Source organism: Streptomyces sp. CBMA156, from assembly GCF_014596515.1.
Classification (GTDB): domain Bacteria; phylum Actinomycetota; class Actinomycetes; order Streptomycetales; family Streptomycetaceae; genus Kitasatospora.
Genome location: NZ_MSJQ01000150.1, coordinates 1 through 22,226, shown reverse-complemented (window position 1 = coordinate 22,226; position 22,226 = coordinate 1). Strand labels below are relative to the sequence as shown.

General features: G+C 72.1%; 17 protein-coding genes and 1 pseudogene. 2 read left to right on the top strand and 16 right to left on the bottom strand.

Going from position 1 to position 22,226, the window contains the following annotated elements; genetic code table 11:
• The first annotated feature begins 43 nt into the window (after positions 1 to 43).
• Together BU198_RS12560 and BU198_RS12555 are read left to right on the top strand one after the other, a co-directional pair.
• Positions 44 to 1,933 (top strand): bifunctional metallophosphatase/5'-nucleotidase, encoded by a 1,890-nt coding sequence (locus tag BU198_RS12560; protein ID WP_317620093.1) that lies wholly within the window; start codon positions 44 to 46, stop codon positions 1,931 to 1,933.
• A gap of 76 nt (positions 1,934 to 2,009) precedes the next feature.
• The gene (locus tag BU198_RS12555) at positions 2,010 to 2,579 is read left to right on the top strand and encodes a Uma2 family endonuclease (RefSeq protein WP_188296919.1); all 570 of its coding nucleotides are present in this window, start codon (positions 2,010 to 2,012) and stop codon (positions 2,577 to 2,579) included.
• A gap of 77 nt (positions 2,580 to 2,656) precedes the next feature.
• Here the strand turns inward: BU198_RS12555 and BU198_RS12550 are convergent, their stop codons facing one another.
• From BU198_RS12550 to BU198_RS12475, 16 genes and pseudogenes are all read right to left on the bottom strand, one after another.
• The gene (locus tag BU198_RS12550) at positions 2,657 to 4,114 is read right to left on the bottom strand and encodes an aldehyde dehydrogenase family protein (RefSeq protein ID WP_188296925.1); all 1,458 of its coding nucleotides are present in this window, start codon (positions 4,112 to 4,114) and stop codon (positions 2,657 to 2,659) included.
• A gap of 49 nt (positions 4,115 to 4,163) precedes the next feature.
• Positions 4,164 to 5,030, bottom strand: coding sequence for a helix-turn-helix domain-containing protein (locus BU198_RS12545; protein WP_188296918.1), 867 nt, complete (start codon positions 5,028 to 5,030; stop codon positions 4,164 to 4,166).
• Positions 5,031 to 5,421: 391 nt separating this feature from the next.
• Positions 5,422 to 6,882, bottom strand: a complete 1,461-nt coding sequence (locus tag BU198_RS12540; protein ID WP_188296917.1) for a glutamate synthase subunit beta — start codon at positions 6,880 to 6,882, stop codon at positions 5,422 to 5,424.
• The gene (gene gltB / locus BU198_RS12535) at positions 6,875 to 11,476 is read right to left on the bottom strand and encodes a glutamate synthase large subunit (RefSeq protein WP_188296924.1); all 4,602 of its coding nucleotides are present in this window, start codon (positions 11,474 to 11,476) and stop codon (positions 6,875 to 6,877) included. The genes BU198_RS12540 and gltB overlap by 8 nt, the downstream gene beginning before the upstream one ends.
• A gap of 407 nt (positions 11,477 to 11,883) precedes the next feature.
• Positions 11,884 to 12,621, bottom strand: a complete 738-nt coding sequence (locus tag BU198_RS12530; RefSeq protein WP_223244298.1) for a VIT1/CCC1 transporter family protein — start codon at positions 12,619 to 12,621, stop codon at positions 11,884 to 11,886.
• Positions 12,622 to 12,768: 147 nt separating this feature from the next.
• Positions 12,769 to 13,770, bottom strand: coding sequence for a prolipoprotein diacylglyceryl transferase (gene lgt / locus BU198_RS12525; RefSeq protein WP_188296915.1), 1,002 nt, complete (start codon positions 13,768 to 13,770; stop codon positions 12,769 to 12,771).
• A gap of 120 nt (positions 13,771 to 13,890) precedes the next feature.
• Positions 13,891 to 14,754, bottom strand: coding sequence for a DsbA family protein (locus BU198_RS12520; RefSeq protein WP_188296914.1), 864 nt, complete (start codon positions 14,752 to 14,754; stop codon positions 13,891 to 13,893).
• 52 nt (positions 14,755 to 14,806) lie between these two features.
• Positions 14,807 to 15,346, bottom strand: a complete 540-nt coding sequence (locus tag BU198_RS12515; protein ID WP_317620092.1) for a MauE/DoxX family redox-associated membrane protein — start codon at positions 15,344 to 15,346, stop codon at positions 14,807 to 14,809.
• An 839-nt stretch (positions 15,347 to 16,185) separates the two neighbouring features.
• Positions 16,186 to 16,995: a tryptophan synthase subunit alpha gene (gene trpA / locus BU198_RS12510; RefSeq protein WP_188296913.1), complete on the bottom strand. Its 810-nt coding sequence runs from the start codon at positions 16,993 to 16,995 to the stop codon at positions 16,186 to 16,188.
• Between the two features lie 2 nt (positions 16,996 to 16,997).
• On the bottom strand, positions 16,998 to 18,287 hold the full coding sequence (gene trpB, locus BU198_RS12505) for a tryptophan synthase subunit beta (RefSeq protein WP_188296912.1): 1,290 nt from the start codon (positions 18,285 to 18,287) through the stop codon (positions 16,998 to 17,000).
• A 56-nt stretch (positions 18,288 to 18,343) separates the two neighbouring features.
• On the bottom strand, positions 18,344 to 18,493 hold the full coding sequence (gene trpM / locus BU198_RS12500) for a tryptophan biosynthesis modulator TrpM (RefSeq protein ID WP_188296911.1): 150 nt from the start codon (positions 18,491 to 18,493) through the stop codon (positions 18,344 to 18,346).
• 9 nt (positions 18,494 to 18,502) lie between these two features.
• The gene (gene trpC, locus BU198_RS12495; protein ID WP_188296910.1) at positions 18,503 to 19,309 is read right to left on the bottom strand and encodes an indole-3-glycerol phosphate synthase TrpC; all 807 of its coding nucleotides are present in this window, start codon (positions 19,307 to 19,309) and stop codon (positions 18,503 to 18,505) included.
• 295 nt (positions 19,310 to 19,604) lie between these two features.
• The gene (locus BU198_RS12490) at positions 19,605 to 20,045 is read right to left on the bottom strand and encodes a DUF2752 domain-containing protein (RefSeq protein ID WP_317620091.1); all 441 of its coding nucleotides are present in this window, start codon (positions 20,043 to 20,045) and stop codon (positions 19,605 to 19,607) included.
• 102 nt (positions 20,046 to 20,147) lie between these two features.
• Positions 20,148 to 20,408, bottom strand: a complete 261-nt coding sequence (locus tag BU198_RS12485; protein ID WP_188296909.1) for an HGxxPAAW family protein — start codon at positions 20,406 to 20,408, stop codon at positions 20,148 to 20,150.
• A gap of 134 nt (positions 20,409 to 20,542) precedes the next feature.
• Positions 20,543 to 20,695, bottom strand: a pseudogene (locus BU198_RS12480) (Trp biosynthesis-associated membrane protein); the annotation flags it as partial.
• Positions 20,696 to 20,776: 81 nt separating this feature from the next.
• Complete coding sequence (locus BU198_RS12475) at positions 20,777 to 22,087, bottom strand: glutamine synthetase family protein (RefSeq protein ID WP_223244299.1); 1,311 nt, start codon at positions 22,085 to 22,087, stop codon at positions 20,777 to 20,779.
• Positions 22,088 to 22,226 lie beyond the last annotated feature (139 nt).

The following is a 22,226-nucleotide window of genomic DNA, read 5'->3' as shown; positions in this document are numbered from 1 at the left end:
CTGGCCCGCCGATCGCTGGAGCACCCGACCGGTCAGGGCCCGCGTGCTGGCGGTCGCCCGCACCCTCACCTCGGCCACCCGGGTCCTGGACGTCCTCACCCTGCTGAGCCCGGACGGCATCGAGCGGCCCCCCCCCCCCCCCCCCCCCCCCCCCCCCCCCCACCCCCCCCCGCCCTGCCCCGCCGCCCCCTCCGCCGCGGCCGCCCAGCCGGACACGGCGGCCGCCAAGGGCCCGCAGCGCAAGCCGCGCACCCAGGCCTTCACCGTCATGGGCACCACCGACCTGCACGGCCGGGTGCTCAACTGGGACTACTTCACCGACGCCGAGTACACCGACAAGGCCCACAACGCGGTCGGCCTCGCCAAGATCTCCACCCTGGCCAACCAGGTGCGCGAGGAGAAGGGCTGGAACCGCTGCCTGCTCATCGACTCCGGTGACACCATCCAGGGCACCCAGCTGTCCTACTACTACGCCCGGATCGAGTCGATCGACACCGAGGCCGACACCGTGCCGGACCACCCGATGGCCGTCGCCATGAACCTCATGGAGTACGACGCCGCCGCGCTCGGCAACCACGAGTTCAACTACGGCATCCCGCTCCTGAAGGCCTACCAGGACCAGCTGGAGTTCCCGCTGCTGGGCGCCAACGCGCTGAACGCGAAGAACGAGAAGCCGGCCTTCAAGCCGTACGTGATCAAGGAGCTGCGGCTGGGCGAGGGGCGGCCGCTGAGGGTCGGCATCCTCGGCCTCACCAACCCGGGCATCGCGATCTGGGACAAGGCCAACGTCAGCGGCAAGATGGTCTTCCCCGGCATCGTCGAGACCGCCGCCACCTGGGTGCCGCGGATGAAGGCGGCGGGCGCGGACGTCATCGTGGTCTCCTCGCACTCGGGCTGCGACGAGGCGACCACCTGGGGCGACCAGCTGCCCTGGGCCGAGAACGCCTCGGTGGCCCTGGCGGAGACCGTCCCCGACATCGACGCGGTGCTGGTGGGCCACGCCCACAAGGAGATCGCCCAGCGCCTGGTCGTCAACAAGAAGACCGGCAGGACGGTCGTGCTCTCCGAGCCGCTCTGCTACGGCCAGCGGCTGACCTGCTTCGACTTCGAGGCCGAGTTCGCGGGCGGTGCCTGGAAGGTCTCCTCGGTCTCCTCCCGGCTGCTGAACGCCAACACCGTGCCGGAGAACCCGGAGATCACCGACGCGATCGCCGGGCAGCACAAGAAGGTCGTCGCGTACGTCAACCAGAACATCGGCAGCAGCAAGATCGCGCTGTCGATCGCCGAAGCGCCCTTCAAGGCCACCCCGATCATCGACCTGATCGGCAGGGTCCAGGCCGACGCCGTCAAGACGGCGCTGGCGGGCGGGCAGTACGCCGGCCTCCCGGTGCTGGCCCAGGCCGCCCCGTTCAACCGCACCGCCCTGATCCCGTCCGGCCAGGTGAAGCTGCGCGACGCCGCGGGCCTGTACATCTACGAGAACACCCTGGAGGCCCGCATCCTGACGGGCGCCCAGCTCAAGGACTACCTTGAGTACTCGGTGAAGTACTACAACCAGCTCGCCCCGGGCGCCCCGGTCGACAAGGACACCCTGACCGGCGCCGAGGCCACCCCGGACTACAACTACGACTCGGTCTACGGCCTGAGCTACGACATCGACATCGCCCAGCCGAAGGGCCGGCGGATCGTCAACCTGTCCTTCCAGGGCAAGCCGATCGACCCGGCCGCCGAGTTCGTCCTCGCCGTCAACAACTACCGTGCCAACGGCGGCGGCAACTTCCCGCACGTCGCCAAGGCCAAGATGATCTGGTCGGACTCCGACGAGATCCGCAACACCATGATCGCCTGGGTGAAGGCCAAGGGCACCATCGACCCCGCCGACTTCTTCACCGACTCCTGGCGCCTCGTCCGCGCCGGCCAGCCGGTCTTCTGACCGACGCTCCCACCGGAAGGCCGTCGCCCCCGTCGGGGCGGCGGCCTTCCGGCCTGTCCGGTGGAAGAATGGCGCCATGGGCGAGTTGCAGATCCCGGAGCGCCACGCACGGCTGCTGGCCTACGCGCAGAGTCTGACGCCTCCCAGCGGTTGGAAGATCGAGATCTCCGGCGACGAGATCATCATGACGGCCGGCCCATCGGTGATCCATCAACGCAACCTGCTGCTTGTGCGCGAGCAGTTCGACGCCCACCGCCCCGCCGACCTGATGCCCAGCGAGAACACCGACCTCGCCTCCCCGAACGTCGGCAAGCTGCGCAACCCCGACCTGACCTACATCCCGCTTTCGGTGCTCGAAGAGGGCGGCAACCAGGTCCCCGCCGAACAGGCCGCCATCGCCGTGGAGATCGTCTCCCCGTCGAACCCGGAGAACGACCTGGTCGGCAAGGTCCGCGACTATCCGCTGATGGCCATCCCGCTGTACCTGCTGATCGACCCTCGCGAGGGTGAGCTGACGCTCTACTCCGAGCCGTCCGGCAGCGGCTACCACCGCCAGTGGAGCGGCAAGTTCGGGGACCCGGTCCCGGTCCCGGCCCCCTTCGGCTTCACGCTCGCCACCGACGCCCTGGTCCGCCACCCGGCCTGAACGGTCGAGTGCCACGGGCCTCCCGGCGGCAGCCGCCGGGAGGCCCGCACGTTCGACGTCCCCGGATCAGAACCGGATCAGAAGGGGAAGACCGCGCGCTCGTGCTGGACGGAGATCCACTTCACGGTGGTGAAGGCGTCCACCGTGGCCTCGCCGTTGAGGCGGCCGACGCCGGAGTTCTTCTCGCCGCCGAAGGGCACGCCCGGCTCGTCGGCGATGGTGCCGCCGTTGACGTGGATCATGCCGGTCTCGACCCGCTGGGCGACCTTCACGCCGCGCTCGACGTTGCCGGTGTGCACCGCCCCGCTGAGCCCGAACGGCGAGTCGTTGGCCAGTCGCACGGCCTCGTCCTCGCCGTCGAAGGGCACCAGCAGCACGATCGGGCCGAAGAGTTCGTTGCGCAGGATCGGCGCGTCCTCCGCGAGGCCGGTGAGCACCGTCGGCGCCATCAGGCTGCCGACCGTGGTGCCGCGCAGCAGCGCGGTGGCGCCGGCCGCGACGGCCTGGTCGACCTGGGCGTCGAGGGCGTCGGCCTGGACGGGGTTGATCAGCGGGCCGATGTGGGTGGCCGGGTCCCTCGGGTCGCCGACTACGAGCGAGGCCACCTTGGCGACGAACTTCTCGGTGAACTCGGCCTCGACGGCGCGGTCCACCAGCACCCGGTTCGCCGACATGCAGACCTGCCCCTGGTGGACGAAGCGGCTGAACACCGCCGCGTCCACGGCGTGGTCCACGTCCGCGTCGTCCAGCACGATCAGCGCGCTGTTGCCGCCGAGCTCCAGGACCGTCCGCTTGAAGTGGCCGGCGGCGACGGTGGCGACGTGCCGGCCGACCTTGTCGGAGCCGGTGAACGAGATCACCTTGGGCACCGGGTGCTCCAGGAAGGCGTCGCCGACCTCGGCGATGTCCGTGATCACCACGTTCAGCAGGCCGGGCGGCAGGCCCGCCTCCTCGAAGAGCTTGGCGATCAGCCCGCCGCCGACCACCGGGGTCTCCTGGTGCGGCTTGAGGACGACGCCGTTGCCGAGCGCGAGCGCCGGGGCGACGGCCTTGAGCGCCAGGTACAGCGGGAAGTTGAACGGGCTGATCACGCCGACCACGCCGACCGGCAGCCGGTAGAGCCGGTTCTCCCGGCCCTGGGCGGGCGAGGTCAGCAGCCGGCCCTCGGGGGCCACGGACTGGTACAGGCAGTCCCGCAGCAGGTCCTTGACCAGCGACAGTTCGAAGCCCGCCTTCAGCGCGGTGCCGCCGAGCTCCGCCATGATCGCCCCGACGATCTCCGGCTCCCACTCCTCCAGCAGCCGCAGCGCCCGCTCGAAGACCAGCCGCCGCTGGTACGGGTTGGTGGCGGCCCACTCCTTCTGGGCGCGCTGGGCCGCGCGGTAGGCCAGGTCGACCTCGGCGACGGTGGCGACGGTGATGGTGGCGAGCTTGTCCCCGGTGTAGGGATCGACGTCGACGATGTCCCAGGAGCCGCTGCCCGTGCGCCACTCGCCGTCGATGTACTGCAGCGCCAACTCGGAGAAGTACGACATCTGATCCCTCTCATACACCGACCTGATGAGACATCATCGTACTGACGTATTACAGCTCCTGGCGCACCGCGTACAAAAGGTCGCGGGTCAGTTCCGGAGTCAGGCTGTCGGCGACCAGGTCGTCCATCGCCTGCCGGTACTCGGCCACCTCGGTGGGCTTGTCGAGGTAGAGCGCGGTGGTGAACTGCTCCAGGTACACCACGTCCGCCAGTTCGGCCTCGGCGAAGCCCAGGACGGTGAACGCGCCGCTCTCCGCGCTCAGTCCGGCGTTGCCCAGCGGCAGCACCTGGAGCCGGACGTTGGGCAGCTCGCCGAGCTCCAGCAGCCGGTCCAGCTGGCCGCGCATCAGCCCGGGGCCGCCCCAGGGGCGGCGCAGCGCGGCCTCGTCCAGCACGGCGACCAGCCGCGGCGCCCGCTCCCCGGTGAGCACCCCCTGCCGCTTGAGCCGTACGTCGACCCGGCGCTCGATCTCCTCCGGGCCGTTGGCGTGGCAGCCGGCGGTGACCACGGCCCGGGCGTAGTCGGCGGTCTGCAACAGCCCGTGGACGAACTGGACCTCGTAGCTGCGGATCTCGGCCGCGGCCTCCTCCAGCCCGAGGTAGTTCTGGAACCAGCCGGGCAGCACGTCCCCGTACTCGTGCCACCAGGAGCTGGCGTTGGCGTCGCGCAGCAGCCCGAGCACGGTGGCCCGCTCCGGCTCGGCCTCGACCCCGTACAGGGTCAACAGGTCGGCCACGTCGCGCTCCTTGAAGCCGACCCGGCCGAGTTCCATCCGGCTGATCTTCGACTCGGAGGCCCGGATCGAGTACCCGGCCTCCTCCCGGCTGACGCCTCTGGCCTCGCGGAGCTTGCGCAGCTGGGTGCCGAGCAGCAGACGCCGTACGGTGGCGCCCCCGCCTGCCTGAGTCGTGCCCATCGAAGTCACCCTCCGCACTCGCCCAGCCCCCCGGCCGTCGGCCGCAGTCTGCCACCTGGCACCGACGAACAACAGTCCGCTGCCGGGGAACCGCCGGGGCCGCGGACGACTCCGGCCACTGCCGGCCACCGTACGTCCGGGCCCTGAAGCTCAGGCCCCGAAGTTCCCGGCCCCGGAGTTCAGGGTCTCGGAGTTCCGGGCCCCGAGGTGCTCGACCGCTCCCGGCGTCGCCGCCGTCAGGGCACGCGACGGCGCCCGCCCTCCAACTGGTCGGGGAAGAGGGCAGGCGCCAGGAGACCGCGTTGGCCCGGCGACACTGGCGGGGGCAGCGGGTTGAGCTCCCGGCGATGCGGCGCCGGGGGTTCGGTGGGGCCGGTCGGACCGTCGGCCGTCAGACCACCAGGGGGCGGTCCGTGGGTCGGATCGGGGCGGGAAGCGGGGTCTTGCCGCCCAGGTACGAGTCCACCGCGGCAGCGGCCGAACGGCCCTCCGCGATGGCCCAGACGATCAGTGACTGGCCACGGCCGGCGTCTCCGCAGACGTACACGCCATCGACATTGGTGGCGAACCGGCCATCGCGGGCAATGTTACCGCGCGCGTCGAGGTCCGCTCCCAGCTGCTCGACCAGCCCGTTGCGCACGTCCGTCCCGGTGAAGCCCATGGCCAGGGTGACGAGCTGGGCGGGGACGGCCCGCTCGGTGCCCGGGACGGGCTCGAACCGGCCGTCCCTGAACTCGACCTCGACCAGGTGCAGTTCCTGGACGTTGCCGTCCTCGTCACCGGCGAAGTGGGTGGTGCTGACGGAGTAGATCCGCTCGCCGCCCTCCTCGTGCGCGGAGGTGACCTTGTACGTCATCGGCATGGTCGGCCACGGCTGGTTCCCGGGCCGGTCCTCGCCGGGCCGCGGCATGATCTCCAGCTGGGTGACGGAGGCCGCCCCCTGCCGGTGGGCGGTGCCGACGCAGTCCGCGCCGGTGTCGCCGCCGCCGATCACGACCACGTGCTTGCCCTTGGCGCTGATCGGCGACTCCACGAAGTCGCCCTCCTGCACCTTGTTGGCCAGCGGCAGGTACTCCATGGCCTGGTACACGCCCTTGAGCTCGCGCCCGGGCACCGGCAGGTCGCGGGCCGTCGTCGCGCCGGCCGCGACCACCACGGCGTCGAAGCGCTCGCGCAGCTGCTGCCCGGTGATGTCCTCGCCGACGTGCACGCCGGTGCGGAACCGGGTGCCCTCCGCCCGCATCTGCTCGACGCGGCGGTTGATGTGGCGCTTCTCCATCTTGAACTCGGGGATGCCGTAGCGCAGCAGCCCGCCGATCCGGTCGGCCCGCTCGTACACCACCACGGTGTGCCCGGCCCTGGTGAGCTGCTGGGCGGCGGCGAGGCCGGCCGGTCCCGAGCCCACCACGGCGACGGTCTTGCCGGACAGCCGTTCCGGCACCTGCGGGATGACCCCGCCCCGGTCCCAGGCCTTGTCGATGATGGTGACCTCGACGTTCTTGATGGTCACCGCGTCCTGGTTGATGCCGAGGACGCACGCGGACTCGCAGGGAGCCGGGCACAGGCGGCCGGTGAACTCCGGGAAGTTGTTGGTGGCGTGCAGCCGCTCGATGGCACCGGTGAAGTCGTCCCGGTAGGCCAGGTCGTTCCACTCGGGGATGAGGTTCCCGAGCGGGCAGCCGTTGTGGCAGAACGGGATGCCGCAGTCCATGCAGCGGCCGGCCTGCTTGGTGATGATCGGCAGGAGGCTGCGCTCGACGTAGACCTCGTTCCAGTCCTTGATCCGCACGTCGACCGGGCGGCGCTCGGCCAGCTGCTTGGGCGTGGTCAGGAAGCCCTTGGGGTCAGCCATGTGCCGCCTCCATCATCTTGCGCGTGGTCTCGGCCTCGGAGAGGCCGTCGCGCTCGGCGGCGTCCTTGGCGGCGAGCACTGCCTTGTAGTCGGTCGGCATGATCTTGGAGAAGCGGGAGACTCCGCTGCCCCAGTCCGCCAGGAGCTCGGCGGCGACGGTGGAGCCGGTCTCCTCGTAGTGCTGCTGCACGGTCTCGCGCAGCCAGTCGCGGTCGGCGGCGGTGGGGGCCTCGATGCCCACCATCCCGTCGTTGACGTTCGCCGGGCGCAGGTCCAGGACGTACGCGATGCCGCCGGACATGCCGGCCGCGAGGTTGCGTCCGGTCTCGCCGAGGACGACGACCCGGCCGCCCGTCATGTACTCCAGGCCGTGGTCGCCCACGCCCTCGACCACCAGGGTGGCCCCGGAGTTGCGGACGGCGAAGCGCTCGCCGGCCTTGCCGCGCAGGTGGACGCGGCCCGAGGTGGCGCCGTAGCCGATGGTGTTGCCGGCGATGACGTGGTTCTGCGCGTCGTTGCCGATGGCCGCGGCCTCGCGGGCCGGGCGGACGACGACCACCCCGCCCGAGAGGCCCTTGCCGACGTAGTCGTTGGCGTCGCCCTCCAGCCGCAGGGTCACGCCGCGCGGCAGGAACGCGCCGAAGGACTGCCCGGCGGAGCCGGTGAAGGTGACGTCGATGGTCCCCTCCGGCAGGCCCTCGCCGCGGTACCGCTTGGTCACCTCGTGGCCGAGCATGGTGCCGACGGTGCGGTTGACGTTGCGGATCGGCAGCTGCACCCGCACCGACTCGCCGCGCTCCAGGGCGTCCTCGGCCAGTGCGATCAGCTGGTTGTCCAGGGCCTTGTCCAGCGCGTGGTCCTGGGTGGTGGTGCAGTGCCTGGCGGCGCCCTCGGGCAGGGCCGGCACGTGGAACAGCGGAGCCAGTTCGAGCCCGGCGGCCTTCCAGTGGTCGATCGCGGCCCTGGCGTCGATGTGCTCGGCGCGGCCGACGGCCTCCTCGATCGAGCGGAAGCCCAGCGAGGCCAGGATCTCCCGGACCTCCTCGGCGATGAACTCGAAGAAGTTGACCACGAATTCGGGCTTGCCGGAGAACCGCTCGCGCAGCACCGGGTTCTGGGTGGCGACGCCGACCGGGCAGGTGTCCAGGTGGCAGACGCGCATCATGATGCAGCCGGAGACCACCAGCGGGGCGGTCGCGAAGCCGAACTCCTCGGCGCCGAGCAGCGCGGCGATCACCACGTCGCGGCCGGTCTTCAGCTGGCCGTCGGTCTGCACCACGATCCGGTCGCGCAGCCCGTTCAGCAGCAGCGTCTGCTGGGTCTCCGCGAGCCCCAGCTCCCAGGGGCCGCCGGCGTGCTTCAGGGAGGTGAGCGGCGAGGCGCCCGTCCCGCCGTCGTGGCCGGAGACCAGGACGACGTCCGCGTGCGCCTTGGACACACCCGCCGCGACCGTCCCGACGCCGACCTCGGAGACCAGCTTCACGTGGATGCGGGCCGCCGGGTTGGCGTTCTTGAGGTCGTGGATCAGCTGCGCCAGATCCTCGATCGAGTAGATGTCGTGGTGCGGCGGCGGCGAGATCAGGCCGACGCCCGGGGTGGAGTGCCGGGTCCTGGCGACCCACGGGTACACCTTGTGGCCGGGCAGCTGGCCGCCCTCGCCGGGCTTGGCGCCCTGGGCCATCTTGATCTGGATGTCGTCCGCGTTGACCAGGTACTCGGAGGTGACGCCGAACCGGCCGGAGGCGACCTGCTTGATCGCCGAGCGGCGCTCCGGGTCGTACAGCCGGTCCGGGTCCTCGCCGCCCTCACCGGTGTTGGACTTGCCGCCGAGGCGGTTCATCGCGATGGCCAGCGTCTCGTGCGCCTCGCGCGAGATCGAGCCGTACGACATGGCGCCGGTGGAGAAGCGCCTGACGATCTCGGAGACCGGCTCGACCTCCTCGACCGGGATCGGCTCCCGCCCGAGCCCGTTCAGCTGGAACAGGCCGCGCAGCGTCATCAGCCGCTCGGACTGCTCGTTCACCCGGTCCGTGTACTGCTTGAAGATGTCGTACCTGCGGTTGCGGGTGGCGTGCTGGAGCCGAAAGACGGTGTCCGGGTCGAACAGGTGCGGCTCGCCCTCGCGGCGCCACTGGTACTCGCCGCCGATCTCCAGCGCGCGGTGCGCGGCCGGGATGCCGGAGGCCGGGTACGCCTTGGCGTGCCGGGCGGCGGTCTCCCTGGCGATCTCCTCCAAGCCGATGCCGCCGAGCTTGGTGGTGGTGCCGGCGAAGTAGCCGTCGACCAGGTCCTGGGAGAGGCCGATGGCCTCGAAGACCTGGGCGCCGCGGTAGGAGGCGACGGTCGAGATGCCCATCTTGGACATGACCTTGAGCACGCCCTTGCCGAGCGCCTTGATCAGGTTCCTGATCGCCTTCTCGGGCTCGACGCCCTCGATGAAGACGCCCTGGGCGACCAGGTCCTCGACCGACTCCATCGCCAGGTACGGGTTGACGGCACCCGCGCCGTAGCCGATCAGCAGCGCGACGTGGTGCACCTCGCGGACGTCGCCGGCCTCGACCAGCAGCGACACCTGGGTGCGCTGCTTGGTGCGGATGAGGTGGTGGTGGACGGCGGAGGTGAGCAGCAGCGAGGGGATCGGCGCGTGCTCGGCGTCCGAGTGCCGGTCGGAGAGCACGATGATCCGGGCGCCGTCGGCGATGGCGGCGTCGGCCTCGGCGGCGATCGCGGCCAGCCGGGAGGCCAGGCCCTCGCCGCCGGCGGCGACCTTGTACAGACCGGAGAGCGTGACGGCCTTGAGGCCGGGCTGGTCACCGTCCGCGTTGATGTGGACGAGCTTGGCCAGCTCGTCGTTGTCGATCACCGGGAAGGTGATGCCGACGGAGCGGCAGGCGGCGGCCTCGGCGGCCAGCAGGTTGCCCTCCGGGCCGAGGTTGGACAGCAGCGAGGTGACGAGTTCCTCGCGGATGGCGTCCAGCGGCGGGTTGGTGACCTGCGCGAAGAGCTGCACGAAGTAGTCGAACAGCAGGCGCGGCTTCTCGCTCAGCGCGGCGATCGGCGAGTCGGTGCCCATCGAGCCGAGGGCCTCGCCGCCGGTGCGCGCCATCGGCGCGAGGATGACCCGCAGCTCCTCCTCGGTGTAGCCGAAGGTCTGCTGGCGGCGGGTGACGGAGGCGTGGGTGTGCGCGATGTGCTCGCGCTCGGGCAGCTTGGCGAGCTGGATCTGCCCGCCGTCCACCCACTCCTCGTACGGGTGCTCGGCGGCGAGGGCGGACTTGATCTCCTCGTCCTCGACGATCCGGCCCTCGACGGTGTCCACCAGGAACATCCGGCCGGGCTGGAGGCGGCCCTTCCTGACGACCTTCTCCTGGTCGATGTCGAGCACGCCGACCTCGGAGGAGAGGACGACCAGGCCGTCCTCGGTGATCCAGTACCGGGCGGGGCGCAGGCCGTTGCGGTCGAGCACGGCACCGATCCGGATGCCGTCGGTGAAGGTGACGCAGGCCGGGCCGTCCCAGGGCTCCATCAGGTTGGAGTGGTAGCGGTAGAACGCGCGGCGGGCCGGGTCCATGGTGGCGTGGTTCTCCCACGCCTCCGGGATCATCATCAGCACCGAGTGCGGCAGCGAGCGGCCGCCGAGGTGGAGCAGTTCCAGGACCTCGTCGAAGGAGGCGGAGTCGGAGTGGTCCGGGGTGCAGATCGGGAAGATCCGCTCCAGGCCCTGCCCGTTCCCGTTGGCGGGGATGAGGTCGGTGGCGAGCTGGGACTCCCGGGCCCGCATCCAGTTGCGGTTGCCCTTGACCGTGTTGATCTCGCCGTTGTGCGCGACGAAGCGGTACGGGTGGGCGAGCGGCCAGCTCGGGAAGGTGTTGGTGGAGAACCGCGAGTGCACCAGGCCGATCGCGGACGCGTAGGTGCGGTCCGACAGGTCGGGGAAGAAGGGCTCCAGCTGGCCGGTGGTCAGCATGCCCTTGTAGACGATGGTGCGGGCGGACAGCGACGGGAAGTACACCCCGGCCTCGCGCTCGGACCGCTTGCGGGCCACGAAGGCGACCCGGTCCAGCTCGATGCCGGCCAGGCCGGCCTTCGCCAGGAAGAGCTGCCGGAACCGCGGCATCACGCTGCGCGCGGTGGCCCCGAGCAGGTCCGGGGTGACCGGGACGTCGCGCCAGCCGAGGACGGTCAGCCCCTCCTCCAGCGCGATCGCCTCGATCCGGGCGACGGCGGCCGCGCAGGTCTCGTCCTCGTCCGGCAGGAACGCGATGCCGACGGCGTAGGACCCGGCCGCCGGGAGCTCGAAGGCGACCTTCCCGCGCAGGAAGGCGTCCGGGACCTGGGTCAGGATGCCCGCGCCGTCGCCGGAGTCCGGATCGGCGCCGGTGGCGCCGCGGTGCTCCAGGTTGCGCAGGACGTTCAGCGCCTGCTCGACGATGGTGTGGTCGGCGATGCCGGTCAGCGTGGCGACGAAACCGACGCCACAGGCGTCGTGCTCGTTTCGCGGGTCGTACAGGCCCTGAGCAGCAGGTCGCGCATCCGGCACGAGCGCGTACGGCCGGCGGGCGGCGCCGGCCTGGTGCTCGTTGGCGGAGTGCATGGATGCAGACAGCATCGGCTCTCCCGTCGTCGTCTTTCGGCAAGTTGATGCAAGGAGGGACGACGTTGGCCCTGATGCGATGGTGCGAGTCACATGATGCCCGTGATCCTGAGAAGCGAAATATCCCGTCCACATGGCGGAATGACGCGCAGGTCAGAGGGTGTGTGAGAGGACGCGCCACAGTGCACGTCCCGACGATTGTGCCCAACCGTCCGCGGCCTGAAACAGCGGCGAAACCGGATCGCCACGGAAGCCGATCATGGTCGCCTGCGAATCCATCCCGGAAGCCCGTCCGCGGATGCGAATCCGCGGCGAAGGGGCCCGAATGATGAGACAGTGCCAGGCCCCGCTCGCCGTCCATGTGTGAAACGTCACGCACTGACCAGCATAGTCATGCAGGCCCGTGGTTAGCCCACATGGCCGCCGATCAGCAACCCGAGCAGATAGGTCACCCCGGCCGCGGCGCCGCCCAGCACCAGCTGCCGCAGCCCGCTGAACCACCAGCTGCGCGCCGTCACCCTGGCCACCACCGCACCGCACAGGAACAGCCCGGCGCCCGCCAGCAGCATGGCGGGCAGCAGCGTGGTCGCCCCCAGCAGGTACGGCAGCAGCGGCAGCAGCGCGCCGAGCGCGAAGCACAGGAAGGACGAGCCGGCCGCCACCAGCGGCGAGGGCAGGTCGGTCGGGTCGACGCCCAGTTCCTCGCGGGCGTGCACCTCCAGGGCCAGCTCCGGGTCCGCGGACAGCTGCCGGGCCACCTCGTGGGCCAGCTCCGGGTCCACCCCGCGCGAGACGTACAGCTGGGCCAGCTCGGCCAGCTCCCCGTGCGGGTTGCGGCTCAGCTCCAGCCGCTCGACCTCGATCTCGGCCTGGACGAGCTCCCGCTGCGAGGCCACCGAGGTGTACTCCCCCGCCGCCATCGAGCAGGCGCCGGCCGCCAGGCCCGCCAGCCCGGTCAGGATCACCGTCCCGTTGGAGGCCGCACCGCCGACCACACCCGTCATCAGCGCGAAGTTGGACACCAGCCCGTCCACCGCCCCGAACACGGCCGGCCGCAGCCAGCCCCCGTTGACGTCCCTGTGGTGGTCGGCCGCGGGTATCCGCGGCTGGTGTCCGGCGTCGGCCTCCACGGTGATCGCACTCATCGTCATTCCCCTCCGTCGTCGTTCGTCAGCCCTGAACGTAGCCCTTCTGACCTGGGCATTTCCAGCAAAGTAAGGCTGTCCGAACACCACTGAGGCCACCCTTCGCAAACCTCGCGAAGGGTGGCCTCAGTGCGGAGAAGTCCCAGGTCAGATCGGGTTCTTGGCGTCCTCGCCGGCCGTCTCCCCGTCCACGGGCTCGGCCTGCTTGCGCAGAACCGGCTTCCCGTCGGCCTTCTCCTCGACGCTCTTGCCGTTCTTCTCCCCCACCGGGGCGTCCTCCGCCGGAGTGCCGTCCGCCGGAGCGCCCTCCACCACGTGCGCGGCCGGATCGACGCCCGCCGGGTCCTCCCGGCCGGGCCGCGTCCTGCCGACGATCACGAAGTACGCGACCGCGCCGAGGAACACCGCGATGGACACCCAGTCGTTCAGCCGCAGGCCGAAGTAGACGTGCGCGTCGTCGATCCGCAGCCACTCGATCCAGAACCGGCCCACCGTGTACGCGGCCACGTACAGCGCGAAGGCCCGGCCGTGGCCCAGCCTGAACCGGCGGTCCGCCCAGATCACCAGCAGCGCGACGCCGACGCACCACAGCGACTCATAGAGAAAGGTCGGGTGGTAGACGCCCTTCACGACCTCGCCGTCGGGCAGCGTCTTGTCGATCTCCAGGCCCCACGGCAGGGTGGTCGACCGGCCGTACAGCTCCTGGTTGAAGTAGTTGCCCCAGCGGCCCAGTGCCTGGGCGAGCGCGATGCCGGGCGCGATGGCGTCGGCGTACGCGGGCAGCGGCACGCCCCGGCGGCGGGCACCGATCCAGGCGCCGACCGCGCCCAGCGCGACCGCGCCCCAGATGCCGAGGCCGCCCTCCCAGATCTTGAGGGCGTCCCAGGGGTTCTTCCCGTCGGCGAAGTACAGTCGGCCGCCGTCGGTGATCACGTGGTACAGGCGGCCGCCGACCAGGCCGAACGGCACGGCCCACACGGCGATGTCACCGACCGTGTGCTTGGCACCGCCCCGGGCGACCCAGCGCTTGCTGCCGAGCCAGACGGCGACGACGACACCGAGGATGATGCAGAAGGCGTAGGCGCGCAGCGGGATCGGTCCGATGTACAGGACGCCCCGCGACGGGCTGGGAATGTAGGCGATATCCATGGCAGTTCCGACGCTACAGGGTCCGACGGCCCCGTCGGACACCCCTGGGGTCACAGAAACCGAACAACGGGCCGCGCCGCCCCCTCCGGACGGGGAGGGGACGGCGGACCGGGATCGGGCTCAGCCGGCCGTCGGCGACGGGTTGTTGGCCTCCGAGGCGGTGCTGGTCGGCGCCGGGGTCTGCCCGTGCGAGCCCGCCGTACCCAGCTGCTTGCCCTGGTTCGCGGCGTCCACCCACTTCACCAGGTTCGCCGGGGTGATCTCCTCGCTGCCGTTCTTCGGGTAGATCGGCTGGCCGTTGAGCAGCACCGTCGGGGTGGACTTGAAGCTGGACTTGTCGAAGTCCTGCTGCACCGCGGACACCCACCCGCCGAACTTGTTGTCCTTGACGCAGGACTGGAACTCGGGCGTGTCCAGGCCGTTGACCTGCTTCGCCAGGCTGAGCAGGACGGCCTTGTCGCCGAAGGCGTCGTTGGTCTCCTCCGGCTGGTTGCGGTACAGCACGTCGTGGAAGTCCCGGAACCGCCCGGCGTCCTGGGCGCAGCCCAGCGCGTTGGCGCCCGTCTTGGACCCCTTGCCCGACACGGCCCGGTCGATGAACGACACGATGTGGTAGTTCGTGAAGATCTTCCCGGCGTCCTCCAGCTGGTCGATGGTCGCCGAGAACTCCCGCTCGAACGTGCCGCAGGCGGGGCAGCGCGGGTCCTCGTAGATGGTGAGGACGGAGGGCGCGTTGCCGGCGCCGACCGGGATGACCAGGTTCTTGTCGCCGATCGTCCCGGCCGGTACGGCGGTCGGGGTCTCCGGCTTGGAACGCTGGTTCTGCACCACGACGCCGACGATCACCGCCGCGGCGATCACCGCGAGCACGGAGCCGCCCACGATCAGCTTCTTCCTGCGCCGGGAGGAGGCCTCATCGGCGGCCCGCTGTTCCTGCATCCGCTCGCGGGCGGTGCGCTTGCCTTCTCGGTTCTTATCGCTCATTGCCTTGACATCCACGGTCGGGGGGCCTTCGTCGGGTGCGGGGATGTGGGGGTCAGCTCGCCAGCCAGCCGTCTGCCGACAGCCGGGTACGGGGCCGCCACAGCAGCCACCCGGCCAGCAACAGGAACCCGGTGTCGCGCAGGATCTCCTGGAGGTACTCCGTCTGGGACGCGTCGACGTGCCCGCCGCCGCCGAAGCAGCCGCAGTCGATCGAGATGCCACGGGCCCAGGCGGAGGCGATCCCGGCGATGAAGACCAGCAGCAGCAGCGCGGAGACCCCTGCCACCAGCCGGACGCCGAGGCCCACCACCAGCAGCAGGGCCAGCGCCAGCTCCAGGAACGGCAGGCCGTAACCGATCGGCTTCACCAGGCCCTCGGGCAGGATCTCGTACGCCCGGACCGCCTGGGCGGCCTCCGCCGGATCGGAGATCTTGGCCAGTCCGGCCCACCCCCAGACCACCGCGAGACCGAGCCGGACAACGGTGCCGAGCCACTCACTCCAGACCGGCACCGGCCGCCCCGCCATCGGCGCGGGCGCGGAACCACCGGGCTGCGCGGCCATCAGGGAACCCCCCTCGGGAAACTCGTTCACTCCCTGATGAACCGTAAGGGACGAAGGCCGGTTCCTCCGCATTCAGGAATTAAGCCGGATGGGTGACGTTCTGTCCGAATAACCCGAACACCCACGCGTCACCGGCACCCCGCCCGCCATCCGGAATCGAACAGATCAGGATGCCGAGCCGCCTCCGCACAGGCCACCGCCTCCCGCTCCGCCCGCTCGGCCCCCCGCTTCGCCAGCGCGTGCCCCACCTCGACATGCACCCCGACCGCCGCCCCCAGCGCCAACGCGGCCACCACCGCCCGCAGCAGAACGGCCCGCTGGAGACCCCGCACCGGCTCACCCCTTCCGCTCACCCCACAACCCCGGCACACCTCGTTCGTGCACTCCTCCCTCCACTCAACGCCGCCCACCCCCACCCGATGCGTCCCCCCACCCCCAGTTCACCCGTTCGGGTCCACCCCCACCCCCAACACCCCCTCCCCCCACCCAGCGAGCGCGCACATCACCCCACACGCCCACAACCCCAAGAAGCCCCCACCCACACCACCCGCCGCCCCTGCACCTGCCCACCTGTCCCCACCCACCCGCACCCTTCCCCTCCCCTTCCCCCTCCCGGCGAGAGGGACGCGCTGCGGGCGGGGGCGGCGCAGGGGGTGGCCCGGAGAGGGGCGTGACGGGTGATTTTCAGACTGCCACCCCTGTCCGGCGTCGCACCCACGAGAACGGCAGTCCGAAAATCACCCAGCCCCCGGAGCGGCCACCCCCGGAGCCGCCCCCGCCACCCCACCCTCCCGAAAGCCCCCAGAAAACCCGACGACCCCCCACTCCCCAAGGAGTGAAGGGCCGTCAGCCACCCGCTCTACCGCGCGTCAGCGCCTCCGCACGCCCCCAGCCAACTCCCCCGCCAGCCCCCGCACCGCGTCCAACGCCCCCGCCTCATCCTGGCCCGCGGCCAGGATCCGCTTCACGAACGCCGACCCCACGATCACCCCGTCCGCGAACCGCGCGACCTCCGCCGCCTGCACCGGGTCGGAGACCCCGAGCCCGACACAGACCGGCAGGTCCGTCGTCGCCCTGGTCCGGGCGACCAGGTCCTCGGCCATGGACCCGACCGCCGACCGCGTCCCGGTCACCCCCATGACGGCGGCCGCGTACACGAACCCGCTGCCCGCCGCCGTGACCTCCGCCAGCCGCGCGTCCTTGCTGCTGGGGGCGACCACGAACACGGTGTCCAGCCCGTGCTCGTCCGCCGCCTTGCGCCACTCCTCGGACTCCTCCACCGGCAGGTCCGGCAGGATGCACCCGGCCCCGCCCGCGGCCGCGAGGTCGGCCGCGAACCGCGCCACCCCGTAGCGGTCGACCGGGTTCCAGTACGTCATCACGAGCACCGGCGCCGCGGGGTGCGCCGCGGCGACCTCCTGGACGGTCCGCAGCACGTCCTTGATCCGCACACCGCCCCGCAGCGCGATGTCGTCGGCGGTCTGGATGACCGCGCCGTCCAGCACCGGGTCGGAGTGCGGCAGCCCGACCTCGACCACGTCGCAGCCGCCCTCGATCAGCGCGTTGATCGCCCGGATGCCGCCGTCCACGGTCGGGAACCCGGCCGGCAGGTACCCGATCAGCGCGGCCCGGTCCTCCGCCTTGGCCGCCGCCAGGACACCACTCAGCTTCGAAGTCATGATCACTTACCCCCCTCGGCGGAGCCGTTGCCGGCACCGTTCCCAGCGCCTTCGCCCGCGGACCCCGCACCCGGCTCGTCGTACAGCCCGAAGTACTCCGCCGCCGTGTGCATGTCCTTGTCCCCGCGTCCCGACAGCGAGACCAGGATGGTCGCCTCGGGCCCGAGCTCGCGCCCCAGCTCCAGCGCCCCGGCGAGCGCGTGGGCGCTCTCGATGGCCGGGATGATGCCCTCGGTGCGGGACAGCAGCCGCAGCGCCTGCATCGCCGCGTCGTCGGTGACCGGACGGTACTCCGCCCGCCCGGTGTCCTTCAGCCAGGCGTGCTCGGGGCCGACCCCCGGGTAGTCCAGCCCGGCCGAGATCGAGTGCGACTCGATGGTCTGCCCGTCCTCGTCCTGGAGGACGTACGTCCGGGAGCCGTGCAGCACCCCCGGGTCCCCCTTGGTGAGGGTGGCCGCGTGCCGCGGCGTCTCGGCCCCCTCGCCGGCGGCCTCGCAGCCGATCAGCCGCACCCCGGCGTCCGGGATGAACTCGTGGAAGATCCCCATCGCGTTGGAGCCGCCGCCGACACAGGCCACGACCGCGTCGGGCAGCCTGCCAGTCCGGTCGAGCACCTGCTGCCGCGCCTCGACCCCGATGACCCGGTGGAAGTCGCGGACCATCATCGGGAACGGGTGCGGCCCGGCGACGGTGCCGAACAGGTAGTGGGTGGAGTCGACGTTGGCGACCCAGTCCCGGAACGCCTCGTTGATGGCGTCCTTGAGCGTCCGGCTGCCGGACGTGACGGCCACCACCTCGGCGCCCAGCATCCGCATCCGGGCGACGTTGAGCGCCTGGCGCTGGGTGTCGACCTCGCCCATGTAGATGGTGCAGTCGAAGCCGAACAGCGCGCAGGCGGTCGCGGTGGCCACGCCGTGCTGGCCGGCGCCGGTCTCGGCGATGATCCGGGTCTTGCCCATCCGCCTGGTGAGCAGCGCCTGGCCCAGCACGTTGTTGATCTTGTGCGAGCCGGTGTGGTTGAGGTCCTCGCGCTTGAGCAGGACGCGCGCGCCGCCCGCCTCGGCGGAGAAGCGGTGCACGTCGGTCAGCGGGCTCGGGCGCCCGGTGTAGTCCTTGAGCAGTGCGTCGAGCTCGGCGGCGAAGGCCGGGTCGGTCTTGGCCTTCTCGTACTCCTCGGCGACCTGCTCGACCGCGGCGACCAGCGCCTCGGGGATGAAGCGGCCGCCGTACGCGCCGAAGTAGCCGCGCGCGTCCGGCACCTGGGCACCGGGCAGGTAGTCCTTCTCGGACATGGTTGTTTCCCTTTACGAAGACGGAGATGAACGACGATGACGTCCGATCGGCTGGTTCAGCCGGACGTCACGCGCCATCGCCGCCCCGGCACCTGCCCGGGCTCGCAGCCGATGACGTAGCGCACCCGCCGCCCCAGCACCCGGCGTGCGGGCGCGCGGCAGCCGCGCGGGCGGCAGCCGGGGGCGAGTCGGGCGGCGATCTTCATCGGGTGGTGTCAGTCCTTGTGCCGGACGGCGGGGTGGGCCCCGGCGGCGACCAGGTCGGCGACCGCGGCGCGCGGGTCCTTGCCGGTCACCAGGGATTCGCCGACCAGCACCGCGTCGGCGCCGAGGTTGGCGTAGCCGATCACGTCCAGCGGGCCGCGCACGCCGGACTCGGCGATCTTGACGATGCCGTCCGGGATGGTGTGGGCGACGTTCTCGAAGGTGTTGCGGTCCACTTCGAGGGTCTTGAGGTTGCGGGCGTTGACGCCGATGATCCGGGCGCCGGCGTCCGCCGCGCGCTTGATCTCCTCCTCGTCGTGCACCTCGACCAGCGGGGTGAGGCCGATCGACTCGGCGCGCTCGATCAGCGACACCAGGGCCGACTGGTCGAGGGCCGCGACGATCAGCAGCGCGAGGTCGGCGCCGTGCGCGCGGGCCTCCCACAGCTGGTAGGCGGTGACGATGAAGTCCTTGCGCAGCAGCGGGGTGTCCACCGCGGCGCGGACGGCGTCCAGGTCGGCCAGCGACCCGCCGAAGCGGCGCTGCTCGGTCAGCACGCTGATCGCGGCGGCGCCGCCGGCCGCGTAGTCGGCAGCCAGGGCGGCCGGATCGGCGATCGACGCCAGGGCGCCCTTGGACGGGCTGGAGCGCTTCACCTCGCAGATCACCCGGACCCCGTCGCCCTTCAGGGCGGCGACGCCGTCCTTGGCCTCCGGTGCCTTGGCGGCGAGCGCCTTGAGCTCGTCCAGGGAGACCCGGGCCTGCCGCTCGGCGAGGTCCTCGCGGACCCCTTCGATGATCGAGTCGAGCACACTCACTCAGGAGCCCCCATCTTTTCTGCCAGTTGGCCGGCACGAGCCGGCGGGCGACAGCCCACCGGTTCTTCGATGGTATCGGCACCCGGCGGCGGGGGGCGCACCAGTCCTCCCGGCGTCTCGCGGACCGGACGCCCGCTCCAGCGGTCCCCAGCTGCGGGTTCACCGCTTCTGCACGGGCTTCCGGCCCGGCCCTCCGGCCCGGTCCCGGCACCGGCCGCGGAAGGACGGCCCGGTGGCCGGCGAAGGCGGTCAGGAGCGGCCCGAGTGGCACCGTGGCCGGATCGGACCGGTCCGGTCAGACCAGCGGCGGTGCCAGCCCCGCCCCGACCGGCGAGTTGCGCACCACCGTGAACACCAGCACCAGCAGGCCGATCAGCACCCAGCGCCTGGCCCCGACGGTGGTCCTCGGCGGTGGCCCACCGGTCAGCGCGGCCCAGCCCCAGCGCAGCCAGAGCACCGCCAGCACGCCGAACAGCAGGACGGCGACGGCGTTGTCGTGCAGGGCGCCGGTGAGGTCCCCGTGGGTCAGCGCGTGGACGCAGCGCAGCCCCCCGCAGCCGGGGCACCACCAGCCGGTGGCGGTCAGGAACGGGCAGTCGGGGTAGTGCCCGGGGGTGTTCGGGTCCACCACGGCGACGTACGCGGTGGGGACGGCCACCGCCGCCAGCGCGGTCAGCGGCGGGCTCAGCCGGCGCAGTACGGGCGGCGGGGCGGGGGCGGCGGGGGCGGAGGTCACGCCCCGATTCTGCCCGGGGCGGGCCCGGACACGACGGAACGGCGGGCGTGGCGCGCCCGCCGTTCCGATGTACGACAAACGTGTGGTGCGACGAGCTCGCCGTCAGGCGGTGACGGCGGCGGCCTGGCGGGCCGCGGTCTGCTCCTCGACCGACTTGTAGACGTTGGCGCTGGCCTGCTGGCCCATGCCGGCGAGCGACATCGCCTTGCCGACCACGCCGCCGGCCAGGATGACCGCCAGGCCGACCCAGACGAGCAGCACCGACGGCAGGATCATCGCGACGCCCGCGACGCCGAAGCCGACGAAGGAGATGACGACGCCGGTCCAGGCGGCGGGGGTGTGGCCGTGTGCTGCTGCTGCCATCGGTGGTGCTCCTTGGCTCTCGGGGCCCGGCCGGGCCTGCGGGGCCGCCGGCGGGTTGACGGGTTCCATTGTGCCGGGCCACACACCGGTGGCCCAAAGCGGGTGGCGGGTCTATCGCGTCACACGGGTGCGGCTCACACCGCGGTGGGGTCCTCGCCGCGGTCCAGGGCCTTCCACAGGTCGCCCGGCGTCTCGGTCTTCGCGGGCGCCTTGCGGGTCGGCGCCTCGTAGCGGCTGCCCATGGCCGGCCAGCCGCGGCCGTAGCGCAGGGTGAGCAGCCCGGCCAGGGCGTCGTCGGTGAGCTCGGCCGCCACCACGCTGTGGCAGTGGTGGTCGACCAGCGCGGGCTCCTCCGGCCGGGCCACCGCTCAGTACCGCCAGCGGGTCGCTGCGACCAACTCCTCGGGCGTGGCCGCGGCGTACTGCTCCTCCTCCGCCCGGCGCACCGCCAGCACCGCCTGGTGGAGCGGCTCGCCGAGCGCCTCGCACAGCACCGCGGAACGCTCGTACGCGGCGATCGCCTCGGCCGGGCCCGCCGGCAGCCGGGGCACCGTGCCCGGCTCGGCAGCCGCCGGATCACCGGTGAACTCCGGTGGCAGCGCGCGGCGCTGGTCCAGCCCGGCGAGGCCGGCCGCGATCACCCCGCCGACCGCCAGGTACGGATTGGCGCTCGCGTCGAAGCACTTGACCTCGGCGTTGGCGGCGGCGGCCCGCTCCCCGGTGGAGCCGGTCACCAGGCGCAGCGCGGCCTCGCGGTTCTCCAGGCCCCAGCACTGGTAGGCGCCGGCCCAGTGCTGGGGGACCAGGCGCAGGTACCCGGCGGGGCTGGAGCAGCCCAGCACCAGCAGTTCGGGCAGCGCGTCGAGCACCCCGGCGAGGAAGCCCTCGGCCTCGGCGGTCAGACCGTGCGGACCCGGGCCGCCGTGGCCGAGGTTGCGGCCCTCCCGCCAGAGGCTGACGTGCAGGTGGCCGCCGTTGCCGACGCTGCCGGCCTCGACCACCGGGGCGAAGGAGACCCGCAGGCCGTGCCGGGCGGAGACGGCCCGGACGGTGTGCCGGACCAGGACGGAGGTGTCGGCGGCGGCGACCGGGCCCTCGGGGGCGACCGAGACCTCGAACTGGCCCGGGGCGTACTCGGGGTGGATCTGGAGGACGCTCAGCCCCTGCCGGCCGAGGGCGCGCAGCACGTCGCGCAGGTAGTCGGAGAGGTCGATGAGCCGGTGCATCCCGTACGCCGGCCCGTGCGTCGGGTACCGCGGCTCCTCCGGTGGCGCGCCGGCCAGGGCGACCGTCCACTCGACCTCGATGCCCGCCTTGAGGCTCAGGCCGCGCGCGGCCGCCGCGGCCTCGGCTCCCCGGGCGAACAGCCGCTGGCAGCCCGGGTGCGGGGCTCCGGCCTGGGTGTACCTGTCCCCCGGGGCCCAGGCCCAGCCGGGCTGGGCGGCCAGGGGGACGATCCGGTCGAGGTCCGGGTAGAGCCTGAGGTCCCCGGTGGGGCCGCCGATGATCGGGCTGGTGGTGATCGCGTCGTCGGCGAGGAACACGTCGAAGCAGGGGGCGGTGCCGACGCCCCACTGCGCGGCGTGCACCAGGCCGTGGAGCGGCACGGCCTTGACCCGGGTGATCCCGGCGTTGTCCACCCAGGTGACGGCGACCGCCTCGACGGCCTCGGTGCGCAGCCGGTCGGCGGCCTCCTCGGCGCGCCGGGCCCGCTCGCCGCGCGGTGGCAGCGCGACCGGCCTCGGTGCGCAGCCGGTCGGCGGCCTCCTCGGCGCGCCGGGCCCGCTCGCCGCGCGGTGGCAGCGCGACGGCCGCCGC

Coding starts and splice junctions, on each gene's coding strand:
- trpB (WP_188296912.1), bottom strand. CDS start 18,287: ATGTCCGAGAAGGACTACCTGCCCGGTGCCCAGGTGCCGGACGCGCGC.
- BU198_RS12540 (WP_188296917.1), bottom strand. CDS start 6,882: ATGGCTGACCCCAAGGGCTTCCTGACCACGCCCAAGCAGCTGGCCGAG.
- lgt (WP_188296915.1), bottom strand. CDS start 13,770: ATGGATATCGCCTACATTCCCAGCCCGTCGCGGGGCGTCCTGTACATC.
- BU198_RS12550 (WP_188296925.1), bottom strand. CDS start 4,114: ATGTCGTACTTCTCCGAGTTGGCGCTGCAGTACATCGACGGCGAGTGG.
- BU198_RS12555 (WP_188296919.1), top strand. CDS start 2,010: ATGGGCGAGTTGCAGATCCCGGAGCGCCACGCACGGCTGCTGGCCTAC.
- BU198_RS12530 (WP_223244298.1), bottom strand. CDS start 12,621: ATGAGTGCGATCACCGTGGAGGCCGACGCCGGACACCAGCCGCGGATA.
- trpM (WP_188296911.1), bottom strand. CDS start 18,493: ATGAAGATCGCCGCCCGACTCGCCCCCGGCTGCCGCCCGCGCGGCTGC.
- BU198_RS12485 (WP_188296909.1), bottom strand. CDS start 20,408: ATGGCAGCAGCAGCACACGGCCACACCCCCGCCGCCTGGACCGGCGTC.
- BU198_RS12520 (WP_188296914.1), bottom strand. CDS start 14,754: ATGAGCGATAAGAACCGAGAAGGCAAGCGCACCGCCCGCGAGCGGATG.
- BU198_RS12545 (WP_188296918.1), bottom strand. CDS start 5,030: ATGGGCACGACTCAGGCAGGCGGGGGCGCCACCGTACGGCGTCTGCTG.
- gltB (WP_188296924.1), bottom strand. CDS start 11,476: ATGCACTCCGCCAACGAGCACCAGGCCGGCGCCGCCCGCCGGCCGTAC.
- trpA (WP_188296913.1), bottom strand. CDS start 16,995: ATGACTTCGAAGCTGAGTGGTGTCCTGGCGGCGGCCAAGGCGGAGGAC.